The sequence below is a fragment of the Rubrivirga sp. SAORIC476 genome (assembly GCF_002283555.1).
In the GTDB taxonomy this organism is placed as follows: domain Bacteria; phylum Bacteroidota; class Rhodothermia; order Rhodothermales; family Rubricoccaceae; genus Rubrivirga.
This window is the reverse complement of record NZ_MVOI01000003.1, coordinates 2,032,843-2,058,228: the sequence shown is the minus strand read 5'-3', so window position 1 is coordinate 2,058,228 and position 25,386 is coordinate 2,032,843. Positions and strand designations below refer to the sequence as shown.

At 73.2% G+C, this 25,386-nt stretch carries 25 protein-coding genes; 12 read left to right on the top strand and 13 right to left on the bottom strand.

Annotated features, from left to right (window positions below; genetic code table 11):
• A complete protein-coding gene (locus tag B1759_RS10370; RefSeq protein ID WP_095514934.1) occupies positions 1-1,614 on the bottom strand; it encodes a DUF3459 domain-containing protein in 1,614 nt (537 codons plus the stop codon).
• An 81-nt stretch (positions 1,615-1,695) separates the two neighbouring features.
• Between B1759_RS10370 and B1759_RS10365 the strand changes: the two genes are divergently transcribed.
• The 4 genes from B1759_RS10365 to B1759_RS20465 all read left to right on the top strand — a co-directional run bounded on the left by B1759_RS10365 (position 1,696) and on the right by B1759_RS20465 (position 5,646).
• Positions 1,696-2,145, top strand: coding sequence for an SxtJ family membrane protein (locus B1759_RS10365; protein ID WP_095514933.1), 450 nt, complete (start codon positions 1,696-1,698; stop codon positions 2,143-2,145).
• A complete protein-coding gene (locus B1759_RS10360; protein WP_095514932.1) occupies positions 2,146-3,180 on the top strand; it encodes an SGNH/GDSL hydrolase family protein in 1,035 nt (344 codons plus the stop codon).
• A complete protein-coding gene (locus tag B1759_RS10355) occupies positions 3,177-5,030 on the top strand; it encodes a carbamoyltransferase (RefSeq protein ID WP_095514931.1) in 1,854 nt (617 codons plus the stop codon). Before B1759_RS10360 ends, B1759_RS10355 begins: the two co-directional genes overlap by 4 nt.
• Positions 5,031-5,262: 232 nt before the next feature.
• A complete protein-coding gene (locus tag B1759_RS20465; protein ID WP_095514930.1) occupies positions 5,263-5,646 on the top strand; it encodes an RNA-binding protein in 384 nt (127 codons plus the stop codon).
• Between the two features lie 131 nt (positions 5,647-5,777).
• On the opposite strand, the gene B1759_RS10345 is transcribed toward B1759_RS20465, so the two are convergent.
• On the bottom strand, positions 5,778-6,977 hold the full coding sequence (locus tag B1759_RS10345) for an endonuclease/exonuclease/phosphatase family protein (protein ID WP_158225209.1): 1,200 nt from the start codon (positions 6,975-6,977) through the stop codon (positions 5,778-5,780).
• A gap of 88 nt (positions 6,978-7,065) precedes the next feature.
• Between B1759_RS10345 and B1759_RS10340 the strand changes: the two genes are divergently transcribed.
• The 3 genes from B1759_RS10340 (at position 7,066) to B1759_RS10330 (ending at position 10,203) form a co-directional block, all read left to right on the top strand.
• On the top strand, positions 7,066-7,896 hold the full coding sequence (locus B1759_RS10340) for a hypothetical protein (RefSeq protein WP_095514928.1): 831 nt from the start codon (positions 7,066-7,068) through the stop codon (positions 7,894-7,896).
• Between the two features lie 89 nt (positions 7,897-7,985).
• Positions 7,986-9,632, top strand: coding sequence for a CCA tRNA nucleotidyltransferase (locus B1759_RS10335; RefSeq protein ID WP_095514927.1), 1,647 nt, complete (start codon positions 7,986-7,988; stop codon positions 9,630-9,632).
• A gap of 178 nt (positions 9,633-9,810) precedes the next feature.
• On the top strand, positions 9,811-10,203 hold the full coding sequence (locus B1759_RS10330; RefSeq protein WP_095514926.1) for a hypothetical protein: 393 nt from the start codon (positions 9,811-9,813) through the stop codon (positions 10,201-10,203).
• A gap of 41 nt (positions 10,204-10,244) precedes the next feature.
• On the opposite strand, the gene B1759_RS10325 is transcribed toward B1759_RS10330, so the two are convergent.
• From B1759_RS10325 to B1759_RS10290, 8 genes are all read right to left on the bottom strand, one after another.
• Complete coding sequence (locus tag B1759_RS10325) at positions 10,245-11,975, bottom strand: amidohydrolase (protein WP_095514925.1); 1,731 nt, start codon at positions 11,973-11,975, stop codon at positions 10,245-10,247.
• A gap of 81 nt (positions 11,976-12,056) precedes the next feature.
• Entirely contained in the window at positions 12,057-12,872 is an 816-nt protein-coding gene (locus tag B1759_RS10320; RefSeq protein ID WP_095514924.1) for a hypothetical protein, read from the bottom strand.
• Between the two features lie 26 nt (positions 12,873-12,898).
• Positions 12,899-13,321, bottom strand: a complete 423-nt coding sequence (locus B1759_RS10315) for a DUF3037 domain-containing protein (RefSeq protein WP_095514923.1) — start codon at positions 13,319-13,321, stop codon at positions 12,899-12,901.
• Between the two features lies 1 nt (position 13,322).
• Positions 13,323-14,159 carry a HipA family kinase gene (locus tag B1759_RS10310; RefSeq protein WP_369811371.1) on the bottom strand — a complete coding sequence of 279 codons (837 nt, stop codon included), beginning with the start codon at positions 14,157-14,159 and terminating at the stop codon, positions 13,323-13,325.
• 13 nt (positions 14,160-14,172) lie between these two features.
• The gene (gene thpR / locus B1759_RS10305; RefSeq protein WP_095514921.1) at positions 14,173-14,745 is read right to left on the bottom strand and encodes an RNA 2',3'-cyclic phosphodiesterase; all 573 of its coding nucleotides are present in this window, start codon (positions 14,743-14,745) and stop codon (positions 14,173-14,175) included.
• Between the two features lie 65 nt (positions 14,746-14,810).
• Positions 14,811-15,254, bottom strand: a complete 444-nt coding sequence (locus tag B1759_RS10300; protein ID WP_095514920.1) for an EthD family reductase — start codon at positions 15,252-15,254, stop codon at positions 14,811-14,813.
• Between the two features lie 135 nt (positions 15,255-15,389).
• Entirely contained in the window at positions 15,390-16,394 is a 1,005-nt protein-coding gene (locus B1759_RS10295) for an iron ABC transporter permease (protein WP_095514919.1), read from the bottom strand.
• 3 nt (positions 16,395-16,397) lie between these two features.
• Positions 16,398-17,285: an ABC transporter substrate-binding protein gene (locus B1759_RS10290; RefSeq protein WP_095514918.1), complete on the bottom strand. Its 888-nt coding sequence runs from the start codon at positions 17,283-17,285 to the stop codon at positions 16,398-16,400.
• 34 nt (positions 17,286-17,319) lie between these two features.
• Here B1759_RS10290 and B1759_RS10285 point away from each other — a divergent pair, with 34 nt between their 5' ends.
• The 5 genes from B1759_RS10285 to B1759_RS10265 all read left to right on the top strand — a co-directional run bounded on the left by B1759_RS10285 (position 17,320) and on the right by B1759_RS10265 (position 21,844).
• Entirely contained in the window at positions 17,320-18,282 is a 963-nt protein-coding gene (locus B1759_RS10285; protein ID WP_158225208.1) for a diacylglycerol kinase family protein, read from the top strand.
• Positions 18,283-18,346: 64 nt separating this feature from the next.
• Positions 18,347-19,744 (top strand): sigma-54 dependent transcriptional regulator, encoded by a 1,398-nt coding sequence (locus tag B1759_RS10280; protein WP_095514916.1) that lies wholly within the window; start codon positions 18,347-18,349, stop codon positions 19,742-19,744.
• Positions 19,745-20,010: 266 nt separating this feature from the next.
• Positions 20,011-20,679 (top strand): deoxyribose-phosphate aldolase, encoded by a 669-nt coding sequence (gene deoC / locus B1759_RS10275; protein WP_369811370.1) that lies wholly within the window; start codon positions 20,011-20,013, stop codon positions 20,677-20,679.
• Positions 20,680-20,778: 99 nt separating this feature from the next.
• Complete coding sequence (locus tag B1759_RS10270; RefSeq protein ID WP_143537336.1) at positions 20,779-21,333, top strand: SPOR domain-containing protein; 555 nt, start codon at positions 20,779-20,781, stop codon at positions 21,331-21,333.
• A gap of 10 nt (positions 21,334-21,343) precedes the next feature.
• The gene (locus B1759_RS10265; RefSeq protein WP_095514914.1) at positions 21,344-21,844 is read left to right on the top strand and encodes a hypothetical protein; all 501 of its coding nucleotides are present in this window, start codon (positions 21,344-21,346) and stop codon (positions 21,842-21,844) included.
• A gap of 3 nt (positions 21,845-21,847) precedes the next feature.
• Here B1759_RS10265 and B1759_RS10260 read toward each other — a convergent pair whose 3' ends face one another.
• The 3 genes from B1759_RS10260 to B1759_RS10250 all read right to left on the bottom strand — a co-directional run bounded on the left by B1759_RS10260 (position 21,848) and on the right by B1759_RS10250 (position 25,351).
• Positions 21,848-23,395, bottom strand: a complete 1,548-nt coding sequence (locus B1759_RS10260; protein WP_095514913.1) for an FG-GAP-like repeat-containing protein — start codon at positions 23,393-23,395, stop codon at positions 21,848-21,850.
• 69 nt (positions 23,396-23,464) lie between these two features.
• Entirely contained in the window at positions 23,465-24,463 is a 999-nt protein-coding gene (locus B1759_RS10255; protein ID WP_095514912.1) for a hypothetical protein, read from the bottom strand.
• 114 nt (positions 24,464-24,577) lie between these two features.
• Positions 24,578-25,351, bottom strand: coding sequence for a hypothetical protein (locus B1759_RS10250; RefSeq protein WP_095514911.1), 774 nt, complete (start codon positions 25,349-25,351; stop codon positions 24,578-24,580).
• Positions 25,352-25,386: the final 35 nt, after the last annotated feature.

Genomic DNA, 25,386 nt, shown 5'->3' with positions numbered 1-25,386 from the left:
CTACAGATCGACGCTCCGCACGAACACAGCCCCTGAGCGGGGGGCCAGCACCACCTCTCCGCCGATGGCCCCCGGCGGGACCCCGACGTGAAACGCCAGCGTCGTCGCGTCCACCGCCACCCGCGCCGCCTCGGTGCCGAGGTTCACCACCACGACGGCCTCCTCGCGCTCGCTCCGGCGGACGAACCGGAGCAGGTCGCCCTCGGGCTCCCATGCGAGGGTCCCGCGGGCGAAGAGGTCGGGATGGTCTCTGCGGAGGCGGAGCGCCTCGCTCGTCAGCGCCCGCAGCGCGGCGTCGGGGACGGGCGCACGTGTGGCCGAGCCCGCGAGCGCAGGGACCAGGTCGGGCCACGGCATCGGTCGCCGGTTGTCGGGCGCGCGGGCGCCCCAGACCCCGATCTCGTCTCCCGCGAGCACGTGCGGGGCGGCGGGCAGCGTCGCCTGGAGCAACCGGTACAGGCCGACGGCACGCGTGGCGTCGGGCCCCGGTCGCGACGCGTCATAGCCGGACCGAATCCGCGGCGAGGCCTGGGCATCCGGAACGCCCGCGTTGCGGAGTGCGGTCGCGAGGCGGGGCGCGTCGGCGGGCCCCGCTGTGGACAGGAACGCCGGCAGGTGGTCGGGGGGGGTGGCCGCGTAGACCGCGCCGAGAGCCGCGGCGACCTCGGCAGGGGTGACCTGGGGACCGAGCGGGTCGAGCACGAGTTGGAGCACGCGGAACGCGCGGTCGTCGGCGAGCGCGTCGAGGGACCCGACGGTCGGCGCCAGGCCGGCCGGGCGGCCGATCAGGATGGCCTCGGGATGGATGGCCTTCACGACCCGCCGCAGTTCCGCCCGGAAGGCTGCGCTGCCCGCGTCGGCGTCGAGGCGGAACCCATCGACGCCGTCCGACGAGTCGCCGTCGCCGTCGGGGTCGAGCCAGCGGACGGCGATGGCGAGCGCGTTGACCTCGGCGCTGTCGGGGTTGGCAGCGGTCGCTGCCAGAGAGCCGGGCCAGGCCACGTCCAGCACCACCCGGAGGCGCCGCGCGTGGGCCGCCTCGACGAGGTCCTGAAGCAGGCGGTCGGCGGCCGAGGTGCCCCAGGTGGCCGGGTCGCCGGGCGTTTCGAGCAGGATCGCCTCCCGGTCGCGTGCGGGCTTCGGCCCGAGGAAGGGGTCGACGTGGTGGGGCGCCCGCACGTCGGCGACGCGGAGGACGAGGGCGGTCACGCCCAGCGCGGCGATGGCTGGCAGCTCGTCGAGGACGCCCTGGAGATCGCCGCCGTAGCGCCGGAGCGGGAGGGTGGCCTCGGCGTTCCCCAGGTCGCGCTCCCAGTCGGCGCGGGCGGTCCAGTCGGCGCCCCAGGGGGTGGGCTGCCACCCGGCGTCGAGGAGCGCCATCGGAGAGACCGCGTCGGTGGCGGCGACGGCCGCCGGGGTGGGGTCGTTGTCGGGGTCCCCGTTGCGGAAGCGGTCCACGTCGATCTCGTACCAGGCCGCTTCGGCCGCCCACGCGGGCGGCGTGTCGGGAGCCAGAGGGAGGTCGTCGAGGCCGAGCGCCGGGCCCCTGTCCGAAGAGGACGCGCGACACCCCGCGAGCGCGATGACCGACAGGGTGAGGAGGAGCAGGCGCATGGCGGTCGGGAGGACGAGGCAAGCTACCGGCCCCGAGGCACGCCGTCCCGGGCGGTAGCTTCGCCCTCCCCCCTGCGCCCCGTGTCCGCCACGCCCTCTCTTCTTCAGACCGTCCGCGACGAGGTGCGCGCGCTGGACCCGTCGCGGCGCGCGCTGCGGCAGTTCGGCTGGGTGGTGGGCGGGGTGCTGCTGGGCATCAGCGGGTTGCTGCTGTGGCGGCGCGGGCCCGGCGTCGCCGTGTGGGCGCTGGGCGGCGTCGGCGGCGTACTGGTGGCGCTCGGCACCCTCGCTCCCGTCGCCCTTCGCTCCGTGCGGACCGTCTGGATGGCGCTCGCCTTCGCGATGGGCTTCGTCATGACGCGCGTCCTGCTGACGCTGGCCTTCGCGCTCGCCGTCGTGCCCGTCGCCTTCGCCCTCCGACTGTTCGGAAAGGACCCGATGCACCGCCGCCCCGACCCGGACGCCTCGACCTACTGGCTCGACAAGGCCGACGGCCGACCGGACCGTGGCAGCCTCGAACGCTACTTCTGAATGGACACCGCTCCCCCCTCTTCATCCTCGCGCCGCCCACGCGCCGTCCGCTGGCTGGGTGCCCTGGTGGCCGTCGGCCTCGTGACTGTGCTGCTGCTCGGCGCGATGGAGCTCGGCGCCCGGGCGCTCGGGCTGGGCGATCCCATCCTCTACTACTCGACGGTCGAGGGCGGAGTGCGTCCCCTTGCTCGCCAGGCGTCGGAGCGCGTCGGCGGCGCCCGCGTGACGATCGACGAGAACGGATTCCGCTCGGTCAGCACGGTGCCCACCGCGGATTCCTCCGCCCTCCGCGTCCTCTACCTGGGCGGCTCGGTGACGTGGGGGGGGTCCCAGGTCGACGACCCCGACACCTATGCCGAGCGGGCGTCCGAGGTCGTGCGTTCGGCGACGGGACGGCCGGTCTACGCCATGAACGCGGGCGTCAACGGGACATCGCTGCTCAACGCTGCCGAGGTCTACGCCGTCGAGGGCGCGCGCGCCGACGCGGTCGTGTGGCTTTTTCCCTGGGGCAGCACCGTCCGCCCCTACATCTCCCTGGGCCCGCTGCTCCCGGCCCGGCTGGCCCCGCGGTTCGCCGCCGTCGAGCTCGTCGACCAGCTCCTGTTCCGGTACTGGCTCGGGGCCTTTCGCGAGTCCTCGGCGCCGGGCGAGCCGTTCACCGTGGACGACCTCCCGCCCGGCTACGACGACGTGGCCTCGCATGAGACGGAGGCCCGGCGTGACGCCAACCTCGCCGCGCTGCAGTCCGTCGTCGCGGACGCGCAGCGCCGCGGCGTGCCCATCCTCGTGGGCGTGACGCCGACCGTGAGGGGAGACGGTCCTCTTCCGGTCCCTTCGGAGGCACAGGCGGCCCTGGACGAGGCCCGCGCTGCCGGAGCCGTCGTGTTCGACGCGCACGCGGTGGTGGCGGCCGAGGGCGGACCCGACGGCCTGTTCCTCGATGGCGTCCACTTCTCGACGGCGGGCCACCACGCCATCGGCGAAGCGCTCGGCGCCCTCATCCTCCCCACCCTCGCCGACTCCACCGCGCGGTGACCGTTCTCGGCCTGTCCTGCTTCTACCACGACGCCGCGGCGGCGCTCGTGCGCGACGGCGAGATCGTGGCGGCGGCGCAGGAGGAGCGGTTCACGCGGCGCAAGCACGACCCCTCGTTCCCCTCGAACGCGGCCGCCTACTGCCTCGCCGAGGCGGGCATCGAGGCGGCCGACCTCGACGCGGTCGCGTTCTATGACAAGCCGCTGCTGACTTTCGAGCGGCTCCTGGAAACCTACCTGGCCTACGCTCCGAGGGGCCTCGGGTCGTTCCTCCAGGCGATGCCGCTCTGGCTCCGGCGCAAGCTCTGGACGCCCGACATCCTTCGCAAGGAGTTGGGCGGCTACGAGGGGCCGCTCGTGTTCGCCGAGCACCACCGGAGCCACGCCGCGAGCGCGTTCTACCCGTCGCCCTTCGAGCGGGCGGCCGTGCTCACCACCGACGGCGTCGGCGAGTGGGCGACGACCAGCTGGGGCGTGGGCGACGGTGCCGGACTCGACCTGCGACAGGAGATCCACTTCCCGCACTCGCTCGGGCTGCTGTACTCGGCGTTCACCACGTTCTGCGGCTTCCGCGTCAACTCGGGCGAGTACAAGCTGATGGGGCTGGCTCCCTACGGCGAGCCGCGCTACGTGGACACCATCCTGGAGCACCTGATCGACCTCCGGGCGGACGGCTCGTACCGGCTCCACGCCGACGCGTTCACGTTCCCGGTCGGCCTGCGGATGACGGGGCGGCGCTTCGAGACCCTGTTCGGTGGCCCGGCGCGCGAGCCCGAAGGCCCCCTGACACAGCGCGAGATGGACCTCGCGCGGAGCGTCCAGGCGGTCGTCGAGGAGGCCGTGCTGCGGATGGCGCGCCACGTCCACGCGGAGACGGGCGAGGCCAACCTCTGCCTCGCGGGCGGCGTGGCGCTCAACTGCGTCGCCAACGGGCGGCTGCTGCGGGAGGGACCGTTCGAGCGGATCTGGGTCCAGCCCGCCGCGGGCGACGCGGGCGGCGCGCTGGGAGCCGCGCTCGTCGCCACCCACGAGTGGGCCGGCCTCGGGCGGACCGTCCACCCGGCCGACGGCATGCACGGCAGCTACCTCGGGCCCCAGTGGAGCGTCGCCGAGGTCCGCGCCGCGCTCGACGCCGAGGGGCTGGCGTACGAGACGCTGGCCGACGACGACGCGCTGTGCGACCGCGTCGCCGGTCTTCTGGCTGAGGAAAAGACGGTCGGCTGGTTTCAGGGCCGCGCCGAGTTCGGGCCCCGCGCCCTCGGCCACCGCTCCATCCTCGCCGACCCGCGCGGGCGCGCGGTTCAGCGCCGCGTCAACCTCCAGATCAAGTTCCGCGAGAGCTTCCGTCCCTTCGCGCCGTCGGTGCTGGCCGAGCGAGCCGACGAGGTGTTCGACCTCGGCGGGACGGGGAATGCGGAGTCAGGGGCGACCCGTTCTCGCCCCTCTCCCGACTCCCCCTACATGCTCCTCGTCGGCCCGGTGCGCGGGGCCACGGTCGAGGGCGAGGGCCTCGGCCGGATGGGAGGCGTCCAGAGCACCGTCCCAGCCGTCACCCACGTCGACGGCTCGGCGCGCGTGCAGACGGTCACGGAGGCGAGAAACGGCCTCTACTACCACCTCCTGAAGGCGTTCGAGGCGCGGACCGGCTGCCCGGTGCTCGTCAACACGTCGTTCAACGTGCGCGGCGAGCCCATCGTCCACGCCCCGGCGGACGCCCTCCGCGTGTTTCGGCGGACGCACATGGACGCGCTCGCGATCGGGCCGTTCGTGCTCACCCGCGACGCGCTGCCCGAGGCCGAGCGCCAGCCGTTCACGGCCGAGCAAATCGCCGAGACCTACGGCCTGGACTGACCGAATGCCCCTCAGAGCCTCTCAGGGACGTACGAAATCCCTGCGTGGAGGATCTATCGGTCCGTGATGCGGTATGTTGATGAGACCTGCCCGTGGTGATCGCCCTTCGGCGAATCCATCGCGGGCTCTGCTTTCACGGAGCACGCGGGGCCGACAGATCCGAGTCGAGCTTTCTGGCCCACAACGTCTTTCGCCTTTCCCTGTCGGCGCTCCCCCTCAACCTCCCGTAGAGATGAAGAACATTTACGTCGCGAACCTCCCCTACTCGTCGGACGACGCCGAGCTTCGTGGCCTTTTTGAAGAGTACGGCACCGTCGATAAGGCGACCGTCATCAAGGACCGTGACACGGGCCGCTCGCGTGGCTTCGGCTTCGTCGAGATGTCCAGCGACTCCGAGGCCGATGCGGCCATCGAGGGCCTCAACGGCCACGAGATGGGCGGCCGCCCGCTGACCGTGAACGAGGCCCGCCCGCGTGGCGAGCGTCCGAGCGGTGGCGGCGGTGGTGGCTACCGCGGTGGCGGCGGCGGTGGCGGTGGCTACCGCGGCGGTGGCGGCGGCGGCAGCTACGGTGGTGGTGGCGGTGGCGGCTACCGCGGTGGCGGCGGCGGCTACTAAGCCCCCCGGCTCAACGCTTCGGGCGGCGGTCCTCTTCGGAGGGCCGCCGCCCTTTTTTGTGCCCGCCCTCCAGACCGTCCGCCTCGGCGACGGGCCGGGTGCAACTCCCCGGCGGCCCGCCTCCGAACGTGCTACTCGGCGCGGATCAGCCGCTGCGTCCGGACGACACCCGCGGCCTGGAGCCGGACCATGTAGACGCCCGGCGCGAAGGTGCCACTGCCCAGCCGGACCGCGTGCTGTCCGGCTCCGTAGGTGCCCGCCAGCAAGGCGACGCGGCGGCCGAGCGCATCGAACACGTCCAGCTGAACCTCGCCCGGCGCGTCGAGGCGGAAGCGGAGGCGCGCGTCGGCGCGGACCGGGTTGGGAGCCGGAGCGAGCAGCGCCACCCCGGCGTCCGGATCGACGGGCGTGTCGGTGGAGAGGAACGAGAAGCGCGCGAGCACCGGGACGTGGTCTGAGGTCGAGTTGACGTAGCTGCTGACGCCGGTCAGGACCTCGCCGTAGCGGTCCACCGACCCCTCGACGTAGAGCCCCGAGAGGCCCGACGTAAAGAGGAGGTGGTCACGCGTGTCGCCGCCGGTGCACGTCGAGTTGGTGCAGAAGGTGTTGACGCCGCTGTCTTCGAGAGCCAGCGTGGCCGGCACGTAGTCCGCGTCCTGCACGAACCCGTCGTACGGCGACGTGAAGCTGCTGCCGCGCGTCGAGCCGGTCAGGTAGTCGTTGAAGTCACCCAGCAGGATCACCTCGTCGCCCCCCTCGATCCGGCCGTCGATGTAGTCCTTGAGGGCCACCGCCGCCGCCTGCCGGCGCGCGTAGTCCTCCGAGCCGGTGCTGGCCTTCGCGTGGAACGTGATCACGTAGACCGTGCGCGCGACGCCCCCGACAGTCACGCGGGCCTGCATCTCGAACGGGAGGCGCCCCGCGAACTCGTAGTCGAAGTCGCTCAGGATCGTCCGCGACCCGGTGACCTGGACCACCGACCGGTCGTAGATGAACGCCAGCTTCTGGTCGAAGGTGGGGTTGGTGCTCACCTGCGGCCCGAGGCGGCCGGAGTAGCCTGCAGACTGGAGACGCGTGAGGAGGCTGCTCCACTCGGTCACGTCGACCACCTCCTGCAGCGCCCACAGGTCGATCTCCGACTGCTCGATGACCGCGCCGACGTTGTTGAGCTGGACGGTGTCGTTCGAGGGCCCCTGCCCGGCCGCCCCGAAGAACTCGAGGTTCCAGGTCGCCACCTCAAACGTGTCGTCGGCGCCGCGCGGCGGGACCGTCTGGGCGGCGAGGACCGGGACGAGGAAGGCTGCGAGGATCGCGAGCGAGAGGGCGCGCATAGGATCGGAGGAGGAGGTGCACGAAGGTAGACGGCACGTGTGCGGACGGGATGAACCGGACGGGTAGATTGGCGTCCCCCCCGGACCCATGCCGCAGACCCCGCCCGCTGGGCGCCCCCGCCTCTCCGTCGTCGGCGAGCCCGACCTCGCGTCGCGCCTCGGTCTCCCCGCGGCCCCCAACGGCACGGCGGACGACCGGCCGCACGTGGTGGTGATCGGCGGTCCGGTGGAGGACCGCGTGGAGCATGCCGCGCTCGCCGTCGGGGCCGGGGCGCACGCGTTTCTGCTGTGGCCCCCCGCCTCTTCGGTCGGCGCCGCGGAGGGCCTGGCCGACCGCGCCGAAGAAGCGGGCGTCGAGGTGGGCGTCGCGCGTCCGCTGGGTGCCACGGCAGCGCTGGCGGGCGTGCCTGCGGGGTGGGTGGCGCGGCTCGTGACGCTGTCGCTGGTGGCCCGCCTGGAGGGTCCGCTGGCTCGGGCCGGGTGGGCGACGCTGCTGGCCGGGGCGCTCGACCTGTGCGCGACGCTGGCGGTGGCGCGCGACGTGACGCGGCTGGACGCCGTCGCCGAGCGGGACCACGGGGCGCTGCGGGCGGTCGCGCTGGCAGCGCGCTTCGAGAATGGCGCCTACGCCCAGGCCACCGTCCGCTTCTCGGACCACGTCGCCGAGGACGAGATCGCGCTCTACGCCTCGCGGCCGGGCTCGCGCGTGGAGGCGCGGTCGCTGGCCGGGCCGCTCTGCGTGGAGGCGGAGGGCCGGGGCTCGCGGCTCGTCTCTGAGGCCCCCCACCCCGACACCGATGCGGCAGAGGTGGACGCCTTCGCGGCGGCCGTCGCCGCGGGCCGCCCGGCGCCCTACGCGCTCGACGACGCGCTCGCGACGCTGCGGCTGGTGGAGCGAGTGCGGGGAAAACTGCGGTAGGGATCGGCAGTTCTGCGCGTTCTTCCCCGCTCCGGGGTTGACGCCCTCCGCGTGTCCCGGCACCTTCTGTGCTCTTCCAGCCCCGCTCGATGACCGCCCCCCTCCCCTACTCTGCCGTCCTGCGTCGCATCGGCGCCGAGGCCGAGCGACTGGAGATCGAGGCGCACGCCGTCGGCGGGGCGGTGCGGGACGCGCTTCTGGGGCGGCCGACGACGGACCTCGACGTGGTGGCGGTGGGGCCGGGCAGCGGGATCGCGCTGGCGAAGGCCGTGGCGACGGCGCTCGGTGTGAAGGCGCCGGCGGTGTACCCGGCGTTCGGGACGGCGGCGGTCACGGTCCCGGCGACGCGGCTGGCGGCGCTCACAGGCGAGGACGAGCCGGAGCGCCTCGTGCTGGAGTTCGTCGGGGCGCGGAAGGAGAGCTACCGAGCGGACTCCCGCAAGCCGATCGTGGAGGACGGGACGCTGGACGAGGACCTCTCCCGGCGCGACTTCACGGTCAACGCCCTCGCGGCCTCGCTCACGGGCGACGCGTTCGGCGAGATCGTGGACCGCTTCGGCGGGCTGGACGACCTGGAGACGCGCGTGCTGCGGACGCCCCTCGACCCAGCAGTGACGTTTGCGGACGACCCCCTGCGGATGGTCCGCGCGGCGCGGTTCTCGACGCAGCTCGGGTTCGAGGTCGCGCCCGAGGCGGTCGAGGCGATGACGGCGGCGGCAGATCGCATCGGGATCGTGTCGGCGGAGCGCATCACAGACGAACTGCACAAGCTGCTGGCGGCGCCGGTGCCGTCGGCCGGCCTGGGGCTGCTGTTCCGGACGGGCCTGTTGGAGCCCATCCTGCCGGAGGTGACGGCGCTCGCGGGCGTCGAAGAGGTCGGCGGGCGCGCGCACAAGGACAACTTCTGGCACACGCTGGAGGTGGTCGACAACCTCGCGTACCTGCAGCGGGGCGTCGGGGTGGGCGACCGGGCGGACGGCTACGACCTGTGGCTCCGCTGGGCCGCCCTTCTCCACGATGTGGGCAAGGTGTTGACAAAGCGGTTCGAGCGTGGGACCGGGTGGACGTTCCACGGGCACGAGGACGTCGGCCCGCGAAAGCTCATCCCGGAGATCTTCCGTCGGCTGCGCCTGCCCCTGGGCGACCCGCTCGACTTCGTGCAGACGATCGTCCGCCTGCACCACCGCCCCGCCGCCCTGGTGGATTCCGACGTGACCGACTCGGCGGTGCGCCGGTTGCTGATGGACGCCGGGGACGACATCGAGGACCTGATGCTGCTCGTCCGGGCGGACGTGACGAGCAAGAACGCGCGCCGCGTGCGTCGCTACCTGACGGGGTTCGACCGGGTCGAGCGGCGGTTCACCGAGGTAGAGGAGCGCGACCGGATGCGCAACTGGGAGCCGCCGGTCTCGGGCGACGAGATCAAGGCACAGCTCGGGCTGGACGAGGGCGTGGCGGTGGGGATGCTGAAGGAGTGGGTGCGCGAGGCGGTGCTGGACGGGACGGTGCCCAACGAGCACGATGCGGCGTGGGCGTACGTGCTGGCGCGACAGGACGAGGCCGTGCGGCGCGGGGCACTGTTCCAGTCGGCGATTCGGATGCTGAAGGGCCCGCAGCGGGGCGCCATCGGGGCGGTCAAGGAGGCGCTGTTCTGGGGCGACGTCCCGGAGGACGCCGAGGCGGCGCAGGCGTTCGTGGAGGCAGCGGTCGCGGAGGCGCTGGGAGACGACGCGTAGGGCGAGCCCTCGCGATGCGGCCAGGAGACTTCTCCAGGGTGCGCGCCTCGGTCGGCCTCGGTGCCGGAGCGAAAGGACAGGGACGGCGGATGCCTCGGGTCGGCGCTGGCCCAGCGCGCGGTCACGGCGGCGTGAGGCCGGCCGGATCGCTTGTCTCCCTGGCTCGTCTACGAGATCCATGCCTCCGTTTCCGATGCGCCTCCTTCTGCTCCTCGGTGCCAGCCTCGCCCTATCGGGGTGTTTCAACCCGTTCGCGTGCTCGCCGATGGGCTGCGCGAAGGCCGTGGACGGTCGAGCTCGCCTCCAGCCCATCATCGACGCCGTCGTCGCGTACGGCGACGCGCAGGGAGCCTACCCGGACAGCGTGGCCCAGTTGGTCCCCGCCTTCCTCGTGGCGCTCCCCGACACGCCCGACTGGGTGGCACGGTCAGGGCAGAGCGAGTGGTGGTACTACGAGCGGTCCGGCGACGGGGCCACGTTCAGCGTCGGCTTCGCCTATGGCGGCCCCGGCATGAACCACTGCGGGTGGACCTCCGACCGGGGCGACTGGCGGTGCAGCGGCCACTACTGACCCGGCTACCTCGGTCGGGCAGCGAAGGGACCGAGGCGGGGTCAGCGGCCCTCAGCCTCGTAGCGGACCACCCCGTCCACGACGGTCATGCGGACGGCGCCGGAGAGCAGGGCGTCGCCGGGGGTGGTGAGGGGGTCCAGGGAGAGCACGGTCAGGTCGGCCCACTTGCCGACTTCGAGCGTGCCGGTGCGGTCCTCGATGCCGGAGGCGCGGGCGGGCCAGACGGTGTAGGCGCGGAGCGCCTCCTCGGCGGTGACGGCCTCCTCGGGGTACCAGCCGCCCGGCGGCGTGCCGTCCTTCTGCTGGCGGGTGGTGGCGGCGTAGATCCCGTAGAAGACCGACCAGTCGGTGCCGGTAAAGTCGGCGTTGAAGAGCAGGAGCGCGCCGCCGCGGCGGAGCGAGCGCCAGGCGTAGGCCCCGCGCACGCGGTCCGGCCCGAGGCGGTCGCCCGCCCACGGGCTGTCCTCGACGGCATGGCCGGGCTCCATCGAGGCGACGAGGTTCAGCGTCCCGAACCGGTCGAGGTCGTCGGGGTGGACGACCTGGGCGTGCTCGACGCGGTGGCGCAGGGCGCGGGCGTCGGGGTGGCGGGCGAAGACGCCCTCGTAGAAGTCGAGCACGTCGCGGTTGCCTGCGTCGCCGATGGCGTGGATGCCCACCTGGAAGCCCGCCGCGATGAACGCCTCGGTGGCGTCCGGGTCGAAGCCGTAGTCGGCCCCGGCGACGCCACGGTGGCCGGGCTGGTCGGCGTAGTCGGCGAGGAGGCGGGCGCCGCGGGAGCCCAGCGAGCCGTCGTAGTAGGCCTTGACGGCGCGGATCTGGAGCATGGCCTCGCGGCCGGTGGTGGGTCCGCGCCGCGTCCATTCGTCCACGTCCGGCGCGTCGGGCACGCCGACCGCCAGGAGGACCTCGACGCGCATGGGGAGGCTGTCCGCGAGGGCCTGGTAGACGGGGAGGTAGTCCATCCGCACGCCCGCGTGGTGAGTGGAGACGTACCCGGCCTGGAGGAGTTGGTCCATGCCGTGGCGCAGGATCCGCTGCCGGTGGGCCATCGAGCGGAGCGGGACGGCGTCGTTGAGCAGGTCGGTGGCGTTGTTGAGCAGGACGCCCGTCAACGAGCCGTCGGCGCGGCGGACGAGGGTGCCGCCGACCGGGTCCGGGGTGTCGGGGCCGAGCCCGGCGGCTTCCAGCGCGAGGGCGTTGCCGAAGGTGCCGAAGCCGCGCAGGCCCTTCAGAACGACGGGGCGGTCGGGGAAGAGCGCGTCGAGGAAGGCGCGGTCGGGCAGGGCGTCGGCCCACTCGCCCTCGTCCCAGCCGGTGCCCAGGATCCACTCGCCGTCGGGACGGTCCGTGGCCGCCGCGCGGAGCCGGCCGGCGATGTCGGCCTCGGTGCGGACACCGACGAGGGAGATCTCCTCGGCCTTCTCCCCGATCTCGTGCAGGTGCCCGTGGCTCTCGATGAGGCCGGGGACGACCGTCGCGCCGTCCAGGTCCACGACGCGGGTGTCACGTCCGCGCATTGCCAGCGCCTCGGCGTCGGAGCCGACGAAGGCGATGCGGTCGCCCTCGACCACGACGGCAGTCGCATCCGGCGACCACTGGCCGTCGGCGAACGGCGCGTCCGGGGCTGGGCGGCCCTCGGCGTCCGGGTCGCCCCAGGCCAGCGTGTAGACGCGGGCGTCGTGCAGGATGAGGCTTGGGCCGGCAGACGTGGCGCAGCCTGCGAGGAAGACGAACGCGGCGAGCGAGGCCCAGCGAGCGAAGGACGGCATGGACAGGTCGGGGCGGGACCTCCAACCTATCCCCGTCGGAGCGCTCTCACAGCGTCCGCCTCAGCGCCGAGGCGGGCGGCCTCAGGCGGCGTGCTCGGGGAACAGCTCCCGGAAGCGGGCGACCATCGTGCGGGCTTCGTCAGCGACCCGGGCGCGGTCGGCCTCGGCGAACGACGTCGAGTAGGCGTCAGGGTCACCGCCGGAGCGGGCGAGGTCCCAATACTCGTCGGCGCGGGCGAGGGCGTCCTCGAAGGCGTCGGGGTCGGTCATCACCGCGTCCGACTCCAGGAGCGGCTGCGCGAAGCGGGCGCGGGCCTCGGTCTCCGAGAGACCGTCCGGGCCGAAGCCCGCGTGCGTCGCGTCGTCCTCCTCGGTGCCGACGCGGAAGGCCGGGTGGTGAAGCAGGTCGTCGAAGCCGAGCGTCGGGTGCCCGGTCTGCTGGGCCATCTCGATCTCCTCGGGCAGCATGGCCTGCCAGTGGACCTCGACCGAGCCGAGGAGCCCGTCGAGGCCCATCCAGTCCTCCTCGGAGGGGTCCTCACCGACGAGCTGGGCGGCGAGCGCCGATCGCTTGTGGGCGCGGTCGGGGGCAGGCAGCGAGAAGAAGGCCCACAGCACGCGGGCCGTCTCCAGCAGCGCGACCGTGTCGTCGGCGACGGCCTCGGGCTCGGTGCGGAGGCGGAAGGCGTCGGCGGCGTCGAGGTCGTAGAGCGCGAAGAGGGGCTCGGCGAAGAGCGCGAGCGACTCGTAGAGGACGCCCGTCTCACCGTCGACGAGGACACGCGTCAGACGGGCCTTGCGGTCGGCGAAGGCCTCCGCAGCGGCCCCGTCGAAGGCGGCCACCGTCTCGGGGTCGAGGTCAGCGAGGGGAGCGTCGAAGTCGTCGTCGTCGAACACAGAACGGAGGGGAGAGAGAGGCCTCGCTAGACGCCGGACGGCGCCCGTGGGGTTCCGGGGTCCGCGCGATCTCCGTACGCGGATGCGCCGAAGAGGGACGCCGCGATGCGGTCCAGCGCCGCCGCTGCGTCGTCGGTGACGCCGGTGCGTACGGGCGACGGCTGGAGCGCGGTCGACCGCGTGGCCGTCAGGAAGTGGAACCGCTCGGACGCCGGGAGCCGACCCACCGGACCCGCCTCGGGGCCGCCGGCCACGATCTGGCGGAGCGCGCCGAGGGCGCGGGCGAGCAGGTCGGCGTCGAGCCCGAGGCGGGCGGCGGCGGCGGCGGCGTCGACCAGTCGGGCGTCGAGGAAGCGCGCCTGGCGGCACTGCAGCACCACGCCCACCGTCACGGCGTCGCCGGACGGCACCCAGACGGCGCGGAGCAGGGCGTAGTCGAAAGCGGGCATCTCAGCGCCGGTACGGGAGGGGCGACGCGTCCGGGCGCTCAGCCTGGGCGCGGACCGCCTCCTCGACCCACCGGCGGGGCGCAGCGAGGCGCTCGCGGAAGAAGTCGGCGTAGGCGGCGCGGGCCGCCGCGGGCGTGTCGAAGGCGGGCTCGCGGCCCTCGGGCGCGTCCATCAGCAGTGCGTCCGGGACGGTCGCCAACACGTCGGTGAGGGCGGCCTCGGTGAGACGGGGCGCCAGCCGGGCGTCGGCCACGTCGACCGGCCCGGCGACGGGCAGGAGGACGTGGTCCTTGATCGGCGTGAACGGAGCGCGGGCACGCTCGGCGTCCACGCTCGCCCAGTTGTGGTGGAAGTAGAGCGCCGCGCCGTGGTCGATGAGCCACAGCTTCGGCCCCTCCTCACTCCGGGCGACGAGCAGGTTCGGGTTGCGGGCCGTCCGGTCGATGTTGGTCGTCAGCGCGTCCAGCCAGACGATGTCGGCGGCGAGGTCCGGGTCGATCAGGTCGGCGTGGGCGGCGGGCTCGTAGGCGAACGCGCCCGGCACGAACGCGAGCCCCACGTTCTCGCCTCCGCTCCCGCGCAGGATGTCCTGGATCTCGGGGTCTGGCTCGGCCCGCCCGAAGCCGTCGCCGAGGTGGACCAGGGCGAGGTCGGGCAGCGGCAGGTCGAGCGCCCGAGCCAGCCCGCCGACGATCAGCTCGGCGAGGAGCGCGCGCGCCCCCTGCCCGGCGCCGCGGAACTTGACGACGTACAGCCCGGCCTCGGTCTCGATGAGCGCGGGCAGCGAGCCGCCCTCGCGGAGCGGCGTGACGTAGCGGAGGGCCGCATGGGTGGAGATCGACATGGCGTGCTCACCCCCCGCTGGCGGGCGCGGTTTCCACGAGCGGCACGCGCAGCAGCGTCACGTAGTGCGCGCCGGTATCGTCGGGCAGGCTCTCGACGAGCGACACCGACGCGGCGACGCCCGAGGCGGATGGCGGGTCGATCCCGCGGAGCGCCTTCCGCAGTACGGTCGGGTCGGGCGGGCGGAAGCGCGCGAGTGTGACGTGTGGGAGGAACGCGAGGTCGCGGCCCGGCACGCCGACCTCGGCGAGCCGTCGGTCGAGGCGGCCGACGACCGCGCGCAGGGCTCGCGAGTCGTCCACGGCGGCGGCCAGCGCGCGGGGGCGCCGAGCCGACGGCAGCCGCAGCAGGGCGCCGGTGGTGACGGGCACGGGGTCCGAGCGGAGACCCCTCACGACTTCCGTGATCGCCGCCAGCCGCTCCGGGTCGGTCGGGCCGAGGAAGCGGGTCGTCAGGTGGAGGTGGTCCTCGGGGAGCCACCGCGCGCCGGGGATCGGGGGGCGCCATGCCGTCAGCGCGGCCGTCACGTCGGGCGGCAGGTCGAGGGCGAGGAAGAGGCGACGGAGCGGGGGCGGAGGCATCGGGCGAGGATACGCGTCGGGAGAAAACCCAAAGCGACGGGTGCGTGGGGAACGGCGCCCGCGATCTACCGAACGTCGCCGACCATGATGACGGGGGCTCCGCCGGACGAGATCCTGACCGCATCGGCGGCGACCTCCTGCATCCCCGGCCGGGCGCGGGCCTCTTGTAGCGCTGCAGCCGAGTGAAGGGTCCACGTGAACTGCTGGTAGTACGGGGCGGGGCCGGTCGCCGTCGGGCGGAACCGAGTCACCGTGTACGGGAGGGCGTCGTCGTCGAACCCCATCGCGTCATGGAGGAGTCGGAGATGGGCCCGGTAGTCCGCCTCAAACTGGTCGGCATCGGTGGGCTGGGGGTACAGGACCACGAGTTGAACGGCGCCCGACGCGACGCGCGGCGCGGGAGCAGAGGCGCGTGCGCCCTGCGCGGAGGTACACCCCGGAGCGAGGAACACGAGAAGGGCGGCCAGAGCGGCAGCCGTGAGTGAGGCTGCGCGGAACGAACGGGACATGGTTGGGAGGGGTGGAGGACTTCGGGGGCGACGGTCCCTGACACGGTATGGCCGAACGCTCGGTGCCCGCGCTCGCCGTCGCCTTTTCCCTGTCACAGCGAGAGAGAAGAGAGGCGCCCCCCCGAGTGAGCGCGTCTACGCCAGTCCCGAGCCGAAGCGGCGCAGCAGCGCCAGGAAGAAGGGCACGCCGCAGATGGCCGTCAGCACGCCGACAGGCACCTCCTGGGAGGGGAGCACCGTCCGCGCGGCGAGGTCGGCGAGGAGCAGGAACAGCGCGCCGCCGACGAACGCCAGCGGTACCAGTCGCCGGTGCGGCGCCCCGGCCACGAGGCGGACCGCGTGCGGCACGATCAGCCCCACGAACCCGATCACCCCGGCCGACGCCACCAGCACGCCCGTCGCCACGGCGGAGAGCGCGATCAGCGCCCGCTTCAGCGCCTCGACCGGCACGCCGAGCGCCGCGGCGGGCTCCTCACCGGTCGAGAGCAGGTCCAGCGGACGCGCCAGCGCCCACAGGCCGCCGAGCGACGCCAGCGACACGACCAGCGGCAACCACGTCGTCCCCCACCGCGCCCGCGACAGCGACCCGAGCAGCCAGAACAGGACCGCCCGCAGCTTGTCGGGCTCCGGGCTGGCGTAGGTCACGAACGCCGTCACCGAGCCCAGCAGCGCCGACATGGCGACGCCCGCGAGCAGCAGGCGCGTCGTCGAGAGCGTCGGGCCGCGCCGGGCGGCAGCGAACACGGCGAGGACGGCCAGCCATGCGCCCGCGACGGCTGCGACCGGCATCGAGACGGTCTTGGCGACGACCGCGGGCAGGAAGCCGAGGTAGAACAGCGCCGCGCCCGCACTCGCGCCCGACGAAGCCCCCAGCAGGTACGGCTCGGCGAGCGGGTTGCGGACGAGCGCCTGCATCGCCACGCCCACCACCGCCAGCCCGCCGCCGACGGCCAACGCCAGCACGATGCGCGGCACGCGGAGCGCCCACACGATGGTCGCGTCTACCTCGGTGCCCCGTCCGACGAGGGCGGCCCACACGCGGCCCGGCCCCAGATCGGCGCTGCCCCACACGAGGCTGGCCGCGACCGCGAGCACGGTGGCGACGGCCAGCGCCAGCCCGACCCAGGCGGTGCGGCTCACGGCTCAGGCCGCCCCGGCGGCGAACGCCTCGGGGTGGAGCAGCCGCGCGAGGCGCTCCAGGCCCTCCACGAGCCGCGGGCCGGGCCGGCTGACGAGGTCCGGGTCCATCCCGTACACCCGCCCGTTCACGACGGCGGGCAGGTTGAAAAACGTCGGGTGGTCCCGGAGCAGGCTCGCCGGATCGAAGTCGGGGCCGGAGAGCACGATGATCACCTCGGGCGCCATCTCCAGCACCACCTCGTCGCTCGGCACCGACGACGCACCCTCGAAGGCGTCGGTCAGGTTGTCGCCCCCTGCCAGCCGCACCAGCTCGCTCGCGTACGAGTCGCGGCCGAAGGCGTAGAGCGTCTCCGAGCCGACCAGCAGCAGCACGCGCGGCGACGAGAACGGCGACACAGCGTCCTGCACCGCGGCGACGCGGCGCTCGAAATCGGCCGCGGCCGGGGCGCCACCGGAGACGGCGAGGAGCGTGTCGAGCGTCCGCAGCGCGCGTGGCACGTCGGCGACCTCGTCGAAGCGGAAGAGGTACGCGGGGATGCCGAGCGCCTCCAGCCCGTCGGCTGTGTCGGCGGTGTTGACGTCGTCTGAGCCGATGGCGAGCGACGGCGCGAGCGCGACGATGCCCTCCAGATCCAACGGCAGCGTCTGCACGCGGGGCCGCTGGGCGACGCCCGCCGGGAAGTCGTCGCTCATGCCGACGCCAGCGAGGCGGTCGACGCCTGCCGCCGTGGCCACCAGCTCGGTGATGTTGGGCGCCAGCGACATCACCGACTCCGGCGTGCCCCCCAGGGCTACCGTCCGCCCCAGGTCGTCGGTGACCGAGCCGGGCGCAGCGGGGCCACATGCGGCGAGGACGAGGGCACCGACGAGGGCGAAGAAGAGGCGGTGCATGGCAGGCGGGTGCAGACGGCTAAGTTACCCGGCCATGACGGCTCACGTCCTCCTCAACCCCGCCGCACGCGGGGGTCGCAACCGCGCGCTGGCCGCGCCCCTGGCCCGGCACCTCGCCGAGGCAGGCGTCGAGGCGGCGATCCACGAGACGCTGGCCCCCGGCGACGCCGAGCGGATGGCCCACACGTTCGGCCTCGGCGGCGCGCTGGTGGTGGTCGCGGGCGGCGACGGGACGGTCCACGAGGCCGTCAACGGGATCGTCGGCACCGAGGGTACCCTGGCGGTGCTGCCGATGGGCACCGGCAACGACTACGCGACCGCGCTCGGCATGGACGCGGACCTCGCGACGGCCTGCCGTCAGCTCGCCACGGCGCCGCACCGGGCGATCGAGGTCGGGCACGTCTGGTGGGCGGACGCGCGCGGCGGGACGCACGAGCGGGTGGCCGCCAACTGCCTCGGGATGGGCTTCGACGCGCATGCGGCCGGGGTGGCGGCCGAGACGAAGTGGCTCGGCGGCCGAGCGGCCTACCTCGCGGCGGTGTTCAGGACGCTCTGGGCGTGGCGGCGGCCCACCCTCCGCGTCCGCGTGCGGACGACCGGCGGCGAGACCGAAGTGGCCTACGACGGGCCGCTGTTCCTGTGCGAGGTCGGCCTCGGGCACTCCGTCGGCGGGGGCTTCCTCATCACGCCCGACGCCGTCCTGGACGATGGGCTGCTCGACGTGTGTCTCGTCCGCCACGTGCGGACGGCCCGCGCGCTCCGCCTCCTGCCCCAGACGTTCAGCGGCGCCCACGTGACGGCGCCGGAGGTCACGATGGGACGCGTGGCGGCGCTGTCGCTCGCCGTCGAGGCGGGCGCGGTCGGCATCCAGACCGATGGCGAGGTGTTGACCCTGGACGCGGTCGACGTTCAGGTGGAGGTGCGGCCGGGGGCGTTGCGCGTCGTCGCGCCGTCGCTGCGGACGCCTGTCAGACAGACTCGGATCGCCACCGAATAACGGCGCGAAGCCGTTACGATTCGTACCATTGGCTTCTCCCGGACCGCCTGCGATCTCCCCTCCAATGAGCCAGAAGCGCATTTTCATCGTCGACGACGACCCCAAGATCGGTGAGCTGTTCGCCAAGGTGCTCGCGCGTGACGGCTACGCCGCGACCGGCTTCACGTCCGCCGAGCCGCTCCTCCAGGCCATCGACGACGGCAAGACGCCCGACCTCGTCCTGACCGACCTGATGATGCCCGACATATCGGGCATGGAGCTCATCGAGGCTCTCCGCGAGCGCGGCCTGACGCTCCCCGTGATCGTGATGACGGCCCACTCGTCGGTGCAGACGGCCGTCGAGGCGATGCGCCTGGGCGCGTTCCACTACCTCCAGAAGCCGGTCAACCTGGAGGAGATGCGGGCGCTGCTGTCGAAGGCGCTCGACCTGTACTCCGACAAGAAGGAGCTCCAGGAGATCAAGCAGACGCGCAAGAAGAAGCACGACGTCGGCAAGATCATCGGCACGAGCGACGAGGTCCAGACGGTCCGCGACACGATCCAGACGCTGGCCGACATCCCCAACACGACCGTGCTCGTGCGCGGCGAGACCGGGACGGGCAAGAACCTCGTCGCCCAGACGCTGCACTACGCGTCCAAGTGGGCCGCGGGGCGGTTCATGGAGATCAACTGCGCCGCGCTGCCGGACAACCTGCTGGAGTCCGAGCTGTTCGGCTACGAGAAGGGCGCCTTCACCGACGCCCGCGCCGCGAAGCCCGGCCTGCTGGAGGTCGCCGACGGCGGGACGCTCTTCCTCGACGAGATCGACTCGATGTCGCTGCCGCTCCAGTCGAAGCTGCTCAGCTTCCTGGAGAGCCGCCAGTTCCGCCGCCTCGGCGGGACCGACGAGATCAAGGTGACCACGCGCATCGTCTGTGCGACGAACGCGAACCTGCAGGAGAAGGTCGCCGAGAAGGAGTTCCGCAAGGACCTGCTGTTCCGCATCAACGTGGTCGCACTGGAGTTGCCGCCGCTGCGCCGGATGGGCCGCGACGCGCTCGCCATCGCGGAGAAGGTGGCGACGGGCTTCGCGGAGGAGTTCGCCAAGCCCTTCGACGGCTTCACCGAGGCGGCCGAGGAGAAGCTCGTCGCCCACTCCTGGCCGGGCAACGTCCGCGAGCTGCGCAACGTCCTGGAGCGGGCCATGATCTTCGCCAAGACGCCCACGCTCGACGCCGCCGACCTGGTCCTCCTCCAGACCGACGCGTTCGACGGCGCCGCCTCCGACGCCGACACGTTCCGCTTCCGCTCCGGCGCGGCCCTCGAGGAGCTCGAGTACGAGTACATCAAGCACACGCTCGCCAACAACCGCAACTCGTCCTACGCCGACGTCGCCAAGCTGCTCGGCATCTCCAAGAAGACGCTCTGGGAGAAGCGCAAGCGCTACAACCTGGACGAGGAAGTCGAGGAGATGACGGCGTAGCGGTAGGAGGTCGGAAGGTTGAACGTTGGAAGGTGGTCGCCTGCCTCTTCGACGCCGAACCTTCCACCTTCAACATTCCACCCTTCGGACCCACCGTGACTGACCAGCAGAAGGCCGCCCTCGCCGACCGACTGACGGGCCGCGCACCCGCCCCGGCCGCCCCCACCGCGGGCGACCTCTCGACCGCCCTCGAGCGGATGATCGGCGCGGGCGCCGCGCGCTTCGGCCTCCGCGCCGACGCCACCGGCCCGGCCGATGCCTGCGCGCTGGCTCCGCCGCTGGCCCGGCTCATCGACCACACCGTCCTCAAGCCGGACACCACCGAGACCCAGATCCGCGAGCTCTGTGCCGAGGCGCGCGAGTACTGCTTCGCGAGCGTCTGTGTGAGCCCCGTCTGGGTGCCCGTCGCCGCGAGCGAGCTGGCCGGGACCACGCCGATGGTGTGCACCGTGATCGGCTTCCCGCACGGCGCGACCCGCACGCCCGTCAAGGCCTTCGAGACCGCCCAGGCGGTCGCCGACGGGGCCGACGAGATCGACATGGTGCTGGCCATCGCGCTGCTCAAGTCTGAGCGCTACGCCGAGGTCGAGGCTGACATCCGCGCGGTCGTGGAGGCCGCCAGCGGGCGCACCGTTAAGGTGATCCTGGAGACGGCGCTCCTGACCGATGAGGAGAAGGTGATCGCCTGCGTCCTCTCCCAAAACGCCGGGGCTGACTTCGTGAAGACGTCCACCGGCTTCGCCTCGTCGGGCGCCAGCCCGCAGGACGTGGCCCTCATGCGCCGCGTCGTGGGCGACTCGATGGGCGTCAAGGCGTCGGGCGGCGTGCGCTCGGCCGAGGACGCCTACGCGATGGTCGAGGCGGGTGCCACCCGGCTCGGCGCCAGCGCGGGCGTCGCTATTTTGAAGGGCCTCACCTCGGACGCGTCCTACTAGCCTGCGCCGCGGGCTGGCATGAGGGACGGGATACCGGGTACCGCGTCTCGCCGACGCCGCCTTGTGCCCCCCACCTCGTCCCCGTACCCATCCCCCACCATGCGGATCACCTCCCTTCTCGCGCTCGGCGCGGTCCTGACCCTCTCGGCTTGCTCCGGCGCCGGCGTCGTCACCGACCCCGGTCCCGAGACGCCGCCGGAGACGCCCGAGGCGACCTACCCGGCCTACGAGACGTTCGACGCGACCGGGCTCGACGCCGAACCGCCCACGTCGACCACCATTATCCACGACGTGCCCGCGGGCGTGATGGCGGGCCGTGTCCGCGTGCCGGGCGGCAGCGGCGGGGTCGCACCGCCGCCGCAGGAGCCGACGGCCCAGCAGGTGGAGGGCTTTCGCGTGCAGGTCTTCTCGAGTGCCAACCGCGACACCGCCGAGCGCGTCCGCGGGGAGGCGGTGACGTGGTGGGAGGGCGCCCAGTCGGCGCCGGGCGCGCCGCGGACGATGGAGACCGTCGTGACGTACCTCCAGCCGTACTACCGCGTCCGCATGGGCGCCTTCGCGAGCCGCCAGGAGGCCGAGGCCGCGCTCGCGCTCGTCCGCCAGCAGTACCCCGAGGCGTTCCTCGTGCCGGACCTCGTGACGGTGATGCGGTAGCGGCCGTGGCATGACGCTCTCGCCTGCACACGCGCAGTGGTTCTCGCGTCTCTTCGAGGCACAGACGCGGTCATGGGCGTACCTCCTTGCGACGGTCGGGAAGGCGATCGGGCTGACGCTCATCGTCGCACCGTTTCTGGTGCTGTTCTTGTCGCCCCTCCTCCCGGAGGCCCTGTCGCCACCGGTGCGGCCTGGGTCGACTGTCTGGGTGGGCTTCCTGCTCGGCGTCGCCTCCTCGCTCGGCCAGTCCGTGATCGGGCGCCACGTCTGGCGACATCTGGGAGCGCCACCCGCCGATCTCGGCGATCGCATCGGCCTGGTCACGCTCATCCCCTACACGTTGGCGCGCCGAGCCGTCCACCGGCGCACGGTCGCCGACATCCGCCACTCCGAGCGCCCGGCTCAAGGGTGGGTCGCGGCAGCGCTCTGGCTCTACACGGACGCCTTGCTCGTCGTGGCGGTCGGCGCACTCGTCGTCGGCACGGTGAGCGGGCGGCTGACCATCGGCTGAGCCTCACCGCACTACCACCAGCGCCCGACTGGCTCTCCTCGCCTCGGTCACCACCTGGACGAGGTAGGCGCCCTGCGTCCACCCTTCCACGTCGACCCCGAGGCGGTGGGACCCGGCTGGGCGGGCGCCATCCAGCAGTGTCGCGCGGACGCGTCCCAGCAGGTCCACCACGCGCACGGTGACGTGGGACGGCGCGGCCAGCGTGAAGCGGACCTCGGCACGGGTGCGGGCGGGCGATGGGAACGGGGCGTCGAGCACGAGCCCGCCGGAGTGGGGCGACGCCTCCGCATCCACCCCGGCGCCGGTGAACAGGACGCGCGCTGCCCCGCGCGTCGGGCCTCCAGCATCGGACAGGCGCGAGCCGAAGACGAGGTCCGAGAACCCGTCGCCATCGAGGTTGCCGAGGCATGCCGTCGGGTTCCACTCGTCGCCGTTCTGAAACGGGCCGACGGCGCCGCCGGTCGTCTCGCTCAGCTTCTGCGCCGCGCGGACCGTGCCGTCGCGTCGCAGGAACAGCAACCAGCCCGCACCGCGCTCCGGCCCGCCGTCGTCGTCCCGGTTGGCGCCCACGGCGAGGTCCGGGACGCCGTCGCCGTCGAGGTCGCCCGTGGCGACGAGCGAGCTGCCGAAGATGTCGAACGGATCGAGCGGTCCCCCGAAGCCGCCCGCCGTCGCGCTGATCTTCTGGTGGTCACGGACCGTCCCGTCCGGCTTCAGGAAGAGGACCCACACCGCGCCCTGGCCGTCGGCTCCGTCGTCGTCGAGCGAGGCCGCCACAGCGAGATCCGGCGTGCCGTCGCCATCGAGGTCGCCGACGCCCGCGACGGCCTGCCCGAACAGGTCGTCGTCGTCCAAGATGCCCTCGAAGCCGCCCGCCGTGTCGCTGATGCGCTGCGTCTGACGGACGGTGCCGTCGGCGTTCAGGAAGAGGATCCACACGGCCCCGCGGTTCGGCCCGCCGTCGTCCGCGTCGTCGCCGCCGACCGCGAGGTCCGGGATGCCGTCGCCGTCGAGGTCGCCGAGGGCCGTGACGCTGTGGCCGAACAGGTCGCCGTCGGCCGGCGGGTCGGTCAGCCCGCCCGCCGTCGCGCTGATCTTCTGGACCGAGCGCACCTCGCCGGTCGCATCCAGGAAGAGGATCCACACCGCGCCCCGGTTCTCGCCCCCATCGTCGTCCCGGTCGGCGCCGACGGCCAGTTCGGGGACGCCGTCCCCATCCAGGTCGCCCACGGAGGCGAGCGCCGTCCCGACCGCGTCGCCGGGGTCGGTGCCGGGCAGGCGGATCGCGAAGCCGTCGCGGACGGTGCCGTCGGAATTCAGCGACAGCATCCACACCGCGCCCGTGCCCGCGTCGCCGGTCGCGCCGACGGCCAGCTCGGCGGTCCCATCGCCCGACAGGTCGCCGAGCGCCGCCGCCGAGACGCCGAAGCGGTCGCCGTCGGCCAGCGTGCCGGGGAAGCCGCCGTCGACCGCGCTGATCGTCTGGCTGCGGACGACCTGCGCCCGTACGTCAGACGCCAGCAGGACGAGGAGACAGCAGAAGAGACGCACGAGGAGAGGCGGGCGAGGCCCGGCAACCTAGCCCGCCTCGGGGACCACGCCGGAGAGGAACACGTGCCCCTAGGCCGCCTTCTTCCGCTTGCTGACCGAGACCTCGGGCTCGGCCGTGCCGGCGCTGTCGCCCGAGACCGCGTAGCGCTCGCGCATCCGGTCGAGGAGGTCCGCCGTCTGGGCGGGCGTCAGCTCGTCGAGCGACTGGACGCCGCAGTAGTGGCGCGCGGCGAGGAGCACCTGCGGGCGCCCCAGCCCGACCGTCTCGGCCTCGGCGAGGAGGTCGGCGAGGGTCGGACCGGCGGGTGCGGCCAGCGCGGGCGGCGGCAGCACCGCCGGGACCTCGACCGGGGTCGGGGCCGGACCGGCGCCGAGGCGGGCCAGCACGTCGGCGAAGACCGGGTTGTCGAACTCCGTCCCGACCGGCAGGTCGGCGGCGTTCGACTTCACGACCGTCGCCACGCGGCGCGTCTCGAAGCCGTCCTGGCGCAGCGACAGCTCCAGCATCACATCTACGAAGTACTCCAGGCCGGAGGTCGTCATCGGCAGCACGCGGCCGACCTCGTTCTCCTCACGGTCCTGCCGACCGCGCGCGGCGATCTGGTCCGTGATCACGACACACGCGCCGGAGTCGACGCAGAGGCGCCGCAGGACCTCCTGGAAGACCACCTGATCGGCCTGAAGCTCCTCCGCGGACGGCTGGGCTGTCGGGTCGCCGGTGCGCGCACGGATGGCCTGGACCGTCGCCCGGTGCTTCCGGCCGAAGTACATGGCCCAGCTGTCGAGCGCGTAGCACCCGTAGCCCTGCTCGGCGCGGCCCTCGCCGAGCGCCCAGTCGACGAACGGCAGCAGTTCGTCCGGGTGCTCCACTTCCAGGGCGTCGAAGTGCGAGCCGTCGGCGCCAGGCAGAAGGCGCGCCTTGCGCTCGGTGTCGAAGTAGCAGAGGCGGCCGAGCCCGGCGTCGGCGAGGGAGGCAGCGAACCAGCTCTTGCCGGCGCCCGCGGCTCCGCGGACGGCGACGACGAGGCGCCGCTGCTGCGGCCGACGGCTGAGAGGATGGACGGTCATGGGAAGGGGGGAATGGCGGGCGAGATCAGCCTACACCGACTCAGTGACAGGGATATGTCACAGGAAGAAACCGGTGAGCGCCGAGCGCAGGAACCACGTTCGGCGCTCCACGCACTAGGATGCTTTGCGGAGCGGCACCCGATCGGCCTCGATGCGGCGGAGCGGTCGGTCGGCGTACGGCCCCCAGACCGACTCGAAGCGGCGGTCGAGGCGGCGGACGAGCACGTGCGGCGCCTGACCGTTGGCGACGTGCCAGAGGTGCCGCTCGGGCGAGTCGCCATCGGCGTCGAGGGCGTAGGGCACGAGGACGCTCGGCTGCTCGGGGCGGAGCGTCACCTGCTTCGCCTCCCGCGTCGCGAGCGTGGCGAGGTTGGTCCGCCCGCGCGCCGAGAACAGGTCGGGGTCCCACTGGCTGGCGAGGTAGAGCACGTCGTCCATGTGGCCGAGGAGATCGCTGCCCCGGAGGCGGTAGACGGTGTCCACGACGCCGTGGGCGAGCAGGGTCGCGTCGCGGCGAAGGCGACGGTCGTGGTCGCGCAGTGCACGCCGTCCAGACGCCCCGGCCGCCTCGAACGCGATCCGCCGCACCGACGGCACCCCATCGCCGGTGTCCACGGGCACCTCGACGACGAGGTCGAGCGTGAAGAACGCCGGGCCGGTGCCACTCGCCGGCCAGTCGGCCGAGGCGGGCACCTCGACCTCCATCTCAGAACGCAGGCGGGCGTCCTCGCGGAGCACCTTCACCAGGTGCCACGCCAGCTCGTCCTGGACGGCGCCGGGGTACGGGGGCTCGTAGTGGGGACCAGTCGCCAGCGCCCGCGCCCAGTCGGACGGAGAGCCGACGCGGGAGGGGGAACCAACACGGGAGGGGAGGGGGACGCGGGTCATGGGTCTCGGGGGAAGGGGGGAGCGTGGCCTCTCGC

What these genes read in the sequence shown, in the direction of transcription:
- B1759_RS10370 (WP_095514934.1), bottom strand. Translation starts at nt 1,614, where the DNA reads ATGCGCCTGCTCCTCCTCACCCTGTCGGTCATCGCGCTCGCGGGGTGT.
- B1759_RS10360 (WP_095514932.1), top strand. Translation starts at nt 2,146, where the DNA reads ATGGACACCGCTCCCCCCTCTTCATCCTCGCGCCGCCCACGCGCCGTC.
- B1759_RS20465 (WP_095514930.1), top strand. Translation starts at nt 5,263, where the DNA reads ATGAAGAACATTTACGTCGCGAACCTCCCCTACTCGTCGGACGACGCC.
- B1759_RS10345 (WP_158225209.1), bottom strand. Translation starts at nt 6,977, where the DNA reads ATGCGCGCCCTCTCGCTCGCGATCCTCGCAGCCTTCCTCGTCCCGGTC.
- B1759_RS10340 (WP_095514928.1), top strand. Translation starts at nt 7,066, where the DNA reads ATGCCGCAGACCCCGCCCGCTGGGCGCCCCCGCCTCTCCGTCGTCGGC.
- B1759_RS10335 (WP_095514927.1), top strand. Translation starts at nt 7,986, where the DNA reads ATGACCGCCCCCCTCCCCTACTCTGCCGTCCTGCGTCGCATCGGCGCC.
- B1759_RS10330 (WP_095514926.1), top strand. Translation starts at nt 9,811, where the DNA reads ATGCCTCCGTTTCCGATGCGCCTCCTTCTGCTCCTCGGTGCCAGCCTC.
- B1759_RS10325 (WP_095514925.1), bottom strand. Translation starts at nt 11,975, where the DNA reads ATGCCGTCCTTCGCTCGCTGGGCCTCGCTCGCCGCGTTCGTCTTCCTC.
- B1759_RS10315 (WP_095514923.1), bottom strand. Translation starts at nt 13,321, where the DNA reads ATGCCCGCTTTCGACTACGCCCTGCTCCGCGCCGTCTGGGTGCCGTCC.
- thpR (WP_095514921.1), bottom strand. Translation starts at nt 14,745, where the DNA reads ATGCCTCCGCCCCCGCTCCGTCGCCTCTTCCTCGCCCTCGACCTGCCG.
- B1759_RS10300 (WP_095514920.1), bottom strand. Translation starts at nt 15,254, where the DNA reads ATGTCCCGTTCGTTCCGCGCAGCCTCACTCACGGCTGCCGCTCTGGCC.
- B1759_RS10290 (WP_095514918.1), bottom strand. Translation starts at nt 17,285, where the DNA reads ATGCACCGCCTCTTCTTCGCCCTCGTCGGTGCCCTCGTCCTCGCCGCA.
- B1759_RS10285 (WP_158225208.1), top strand. Translation starts at nt 17,320, where the DNA reads ATGACGGCTCACGTCCTCCTCAACCCCGCCGCACGCGGGGGTCGCAAC.
- B1759_RS10280 (WP_095514916.1), top strand. Translation starts at nt 18,347, where the DNA reads ATGAGCCAGAAGCGCATTTTCATCGTCGACGACGACCCCAAGATCGGT.
- B1759_RS10270 (WP_143537336.1), top strand. Translation starts at nt 20,779, where the DNA reads ATGCGGATCACCTCCCTTCTCGCGCTCGGCGCGGTCCTGACCCTCTCG.
- B1759_RS10265 (WP_095514914.1), top strand. Translation starts at nt 21,344, where the DNA reads ATGACGCTCTCGCCTGCACACGCGCAGTGGTTCTCGCGTCTCTTCGAG.
- B1759_RS10255 (WP_095514912.1), bottom strand. Translation starts at nt 24,463, where the DNA reads ATGACCGTCCATCCTCTCAGCCGTCGGCCGCAGCAGCGGCGCCTCGTC.
- B1759_RS10250 (WP_095514911.1), bottom strand. Translation starts at nt 25,351, where the DNA reads ATGACCCGCGTCCCCCTCCCCTCCCGTGTTGGTTCCCCCTCCCGCGTC.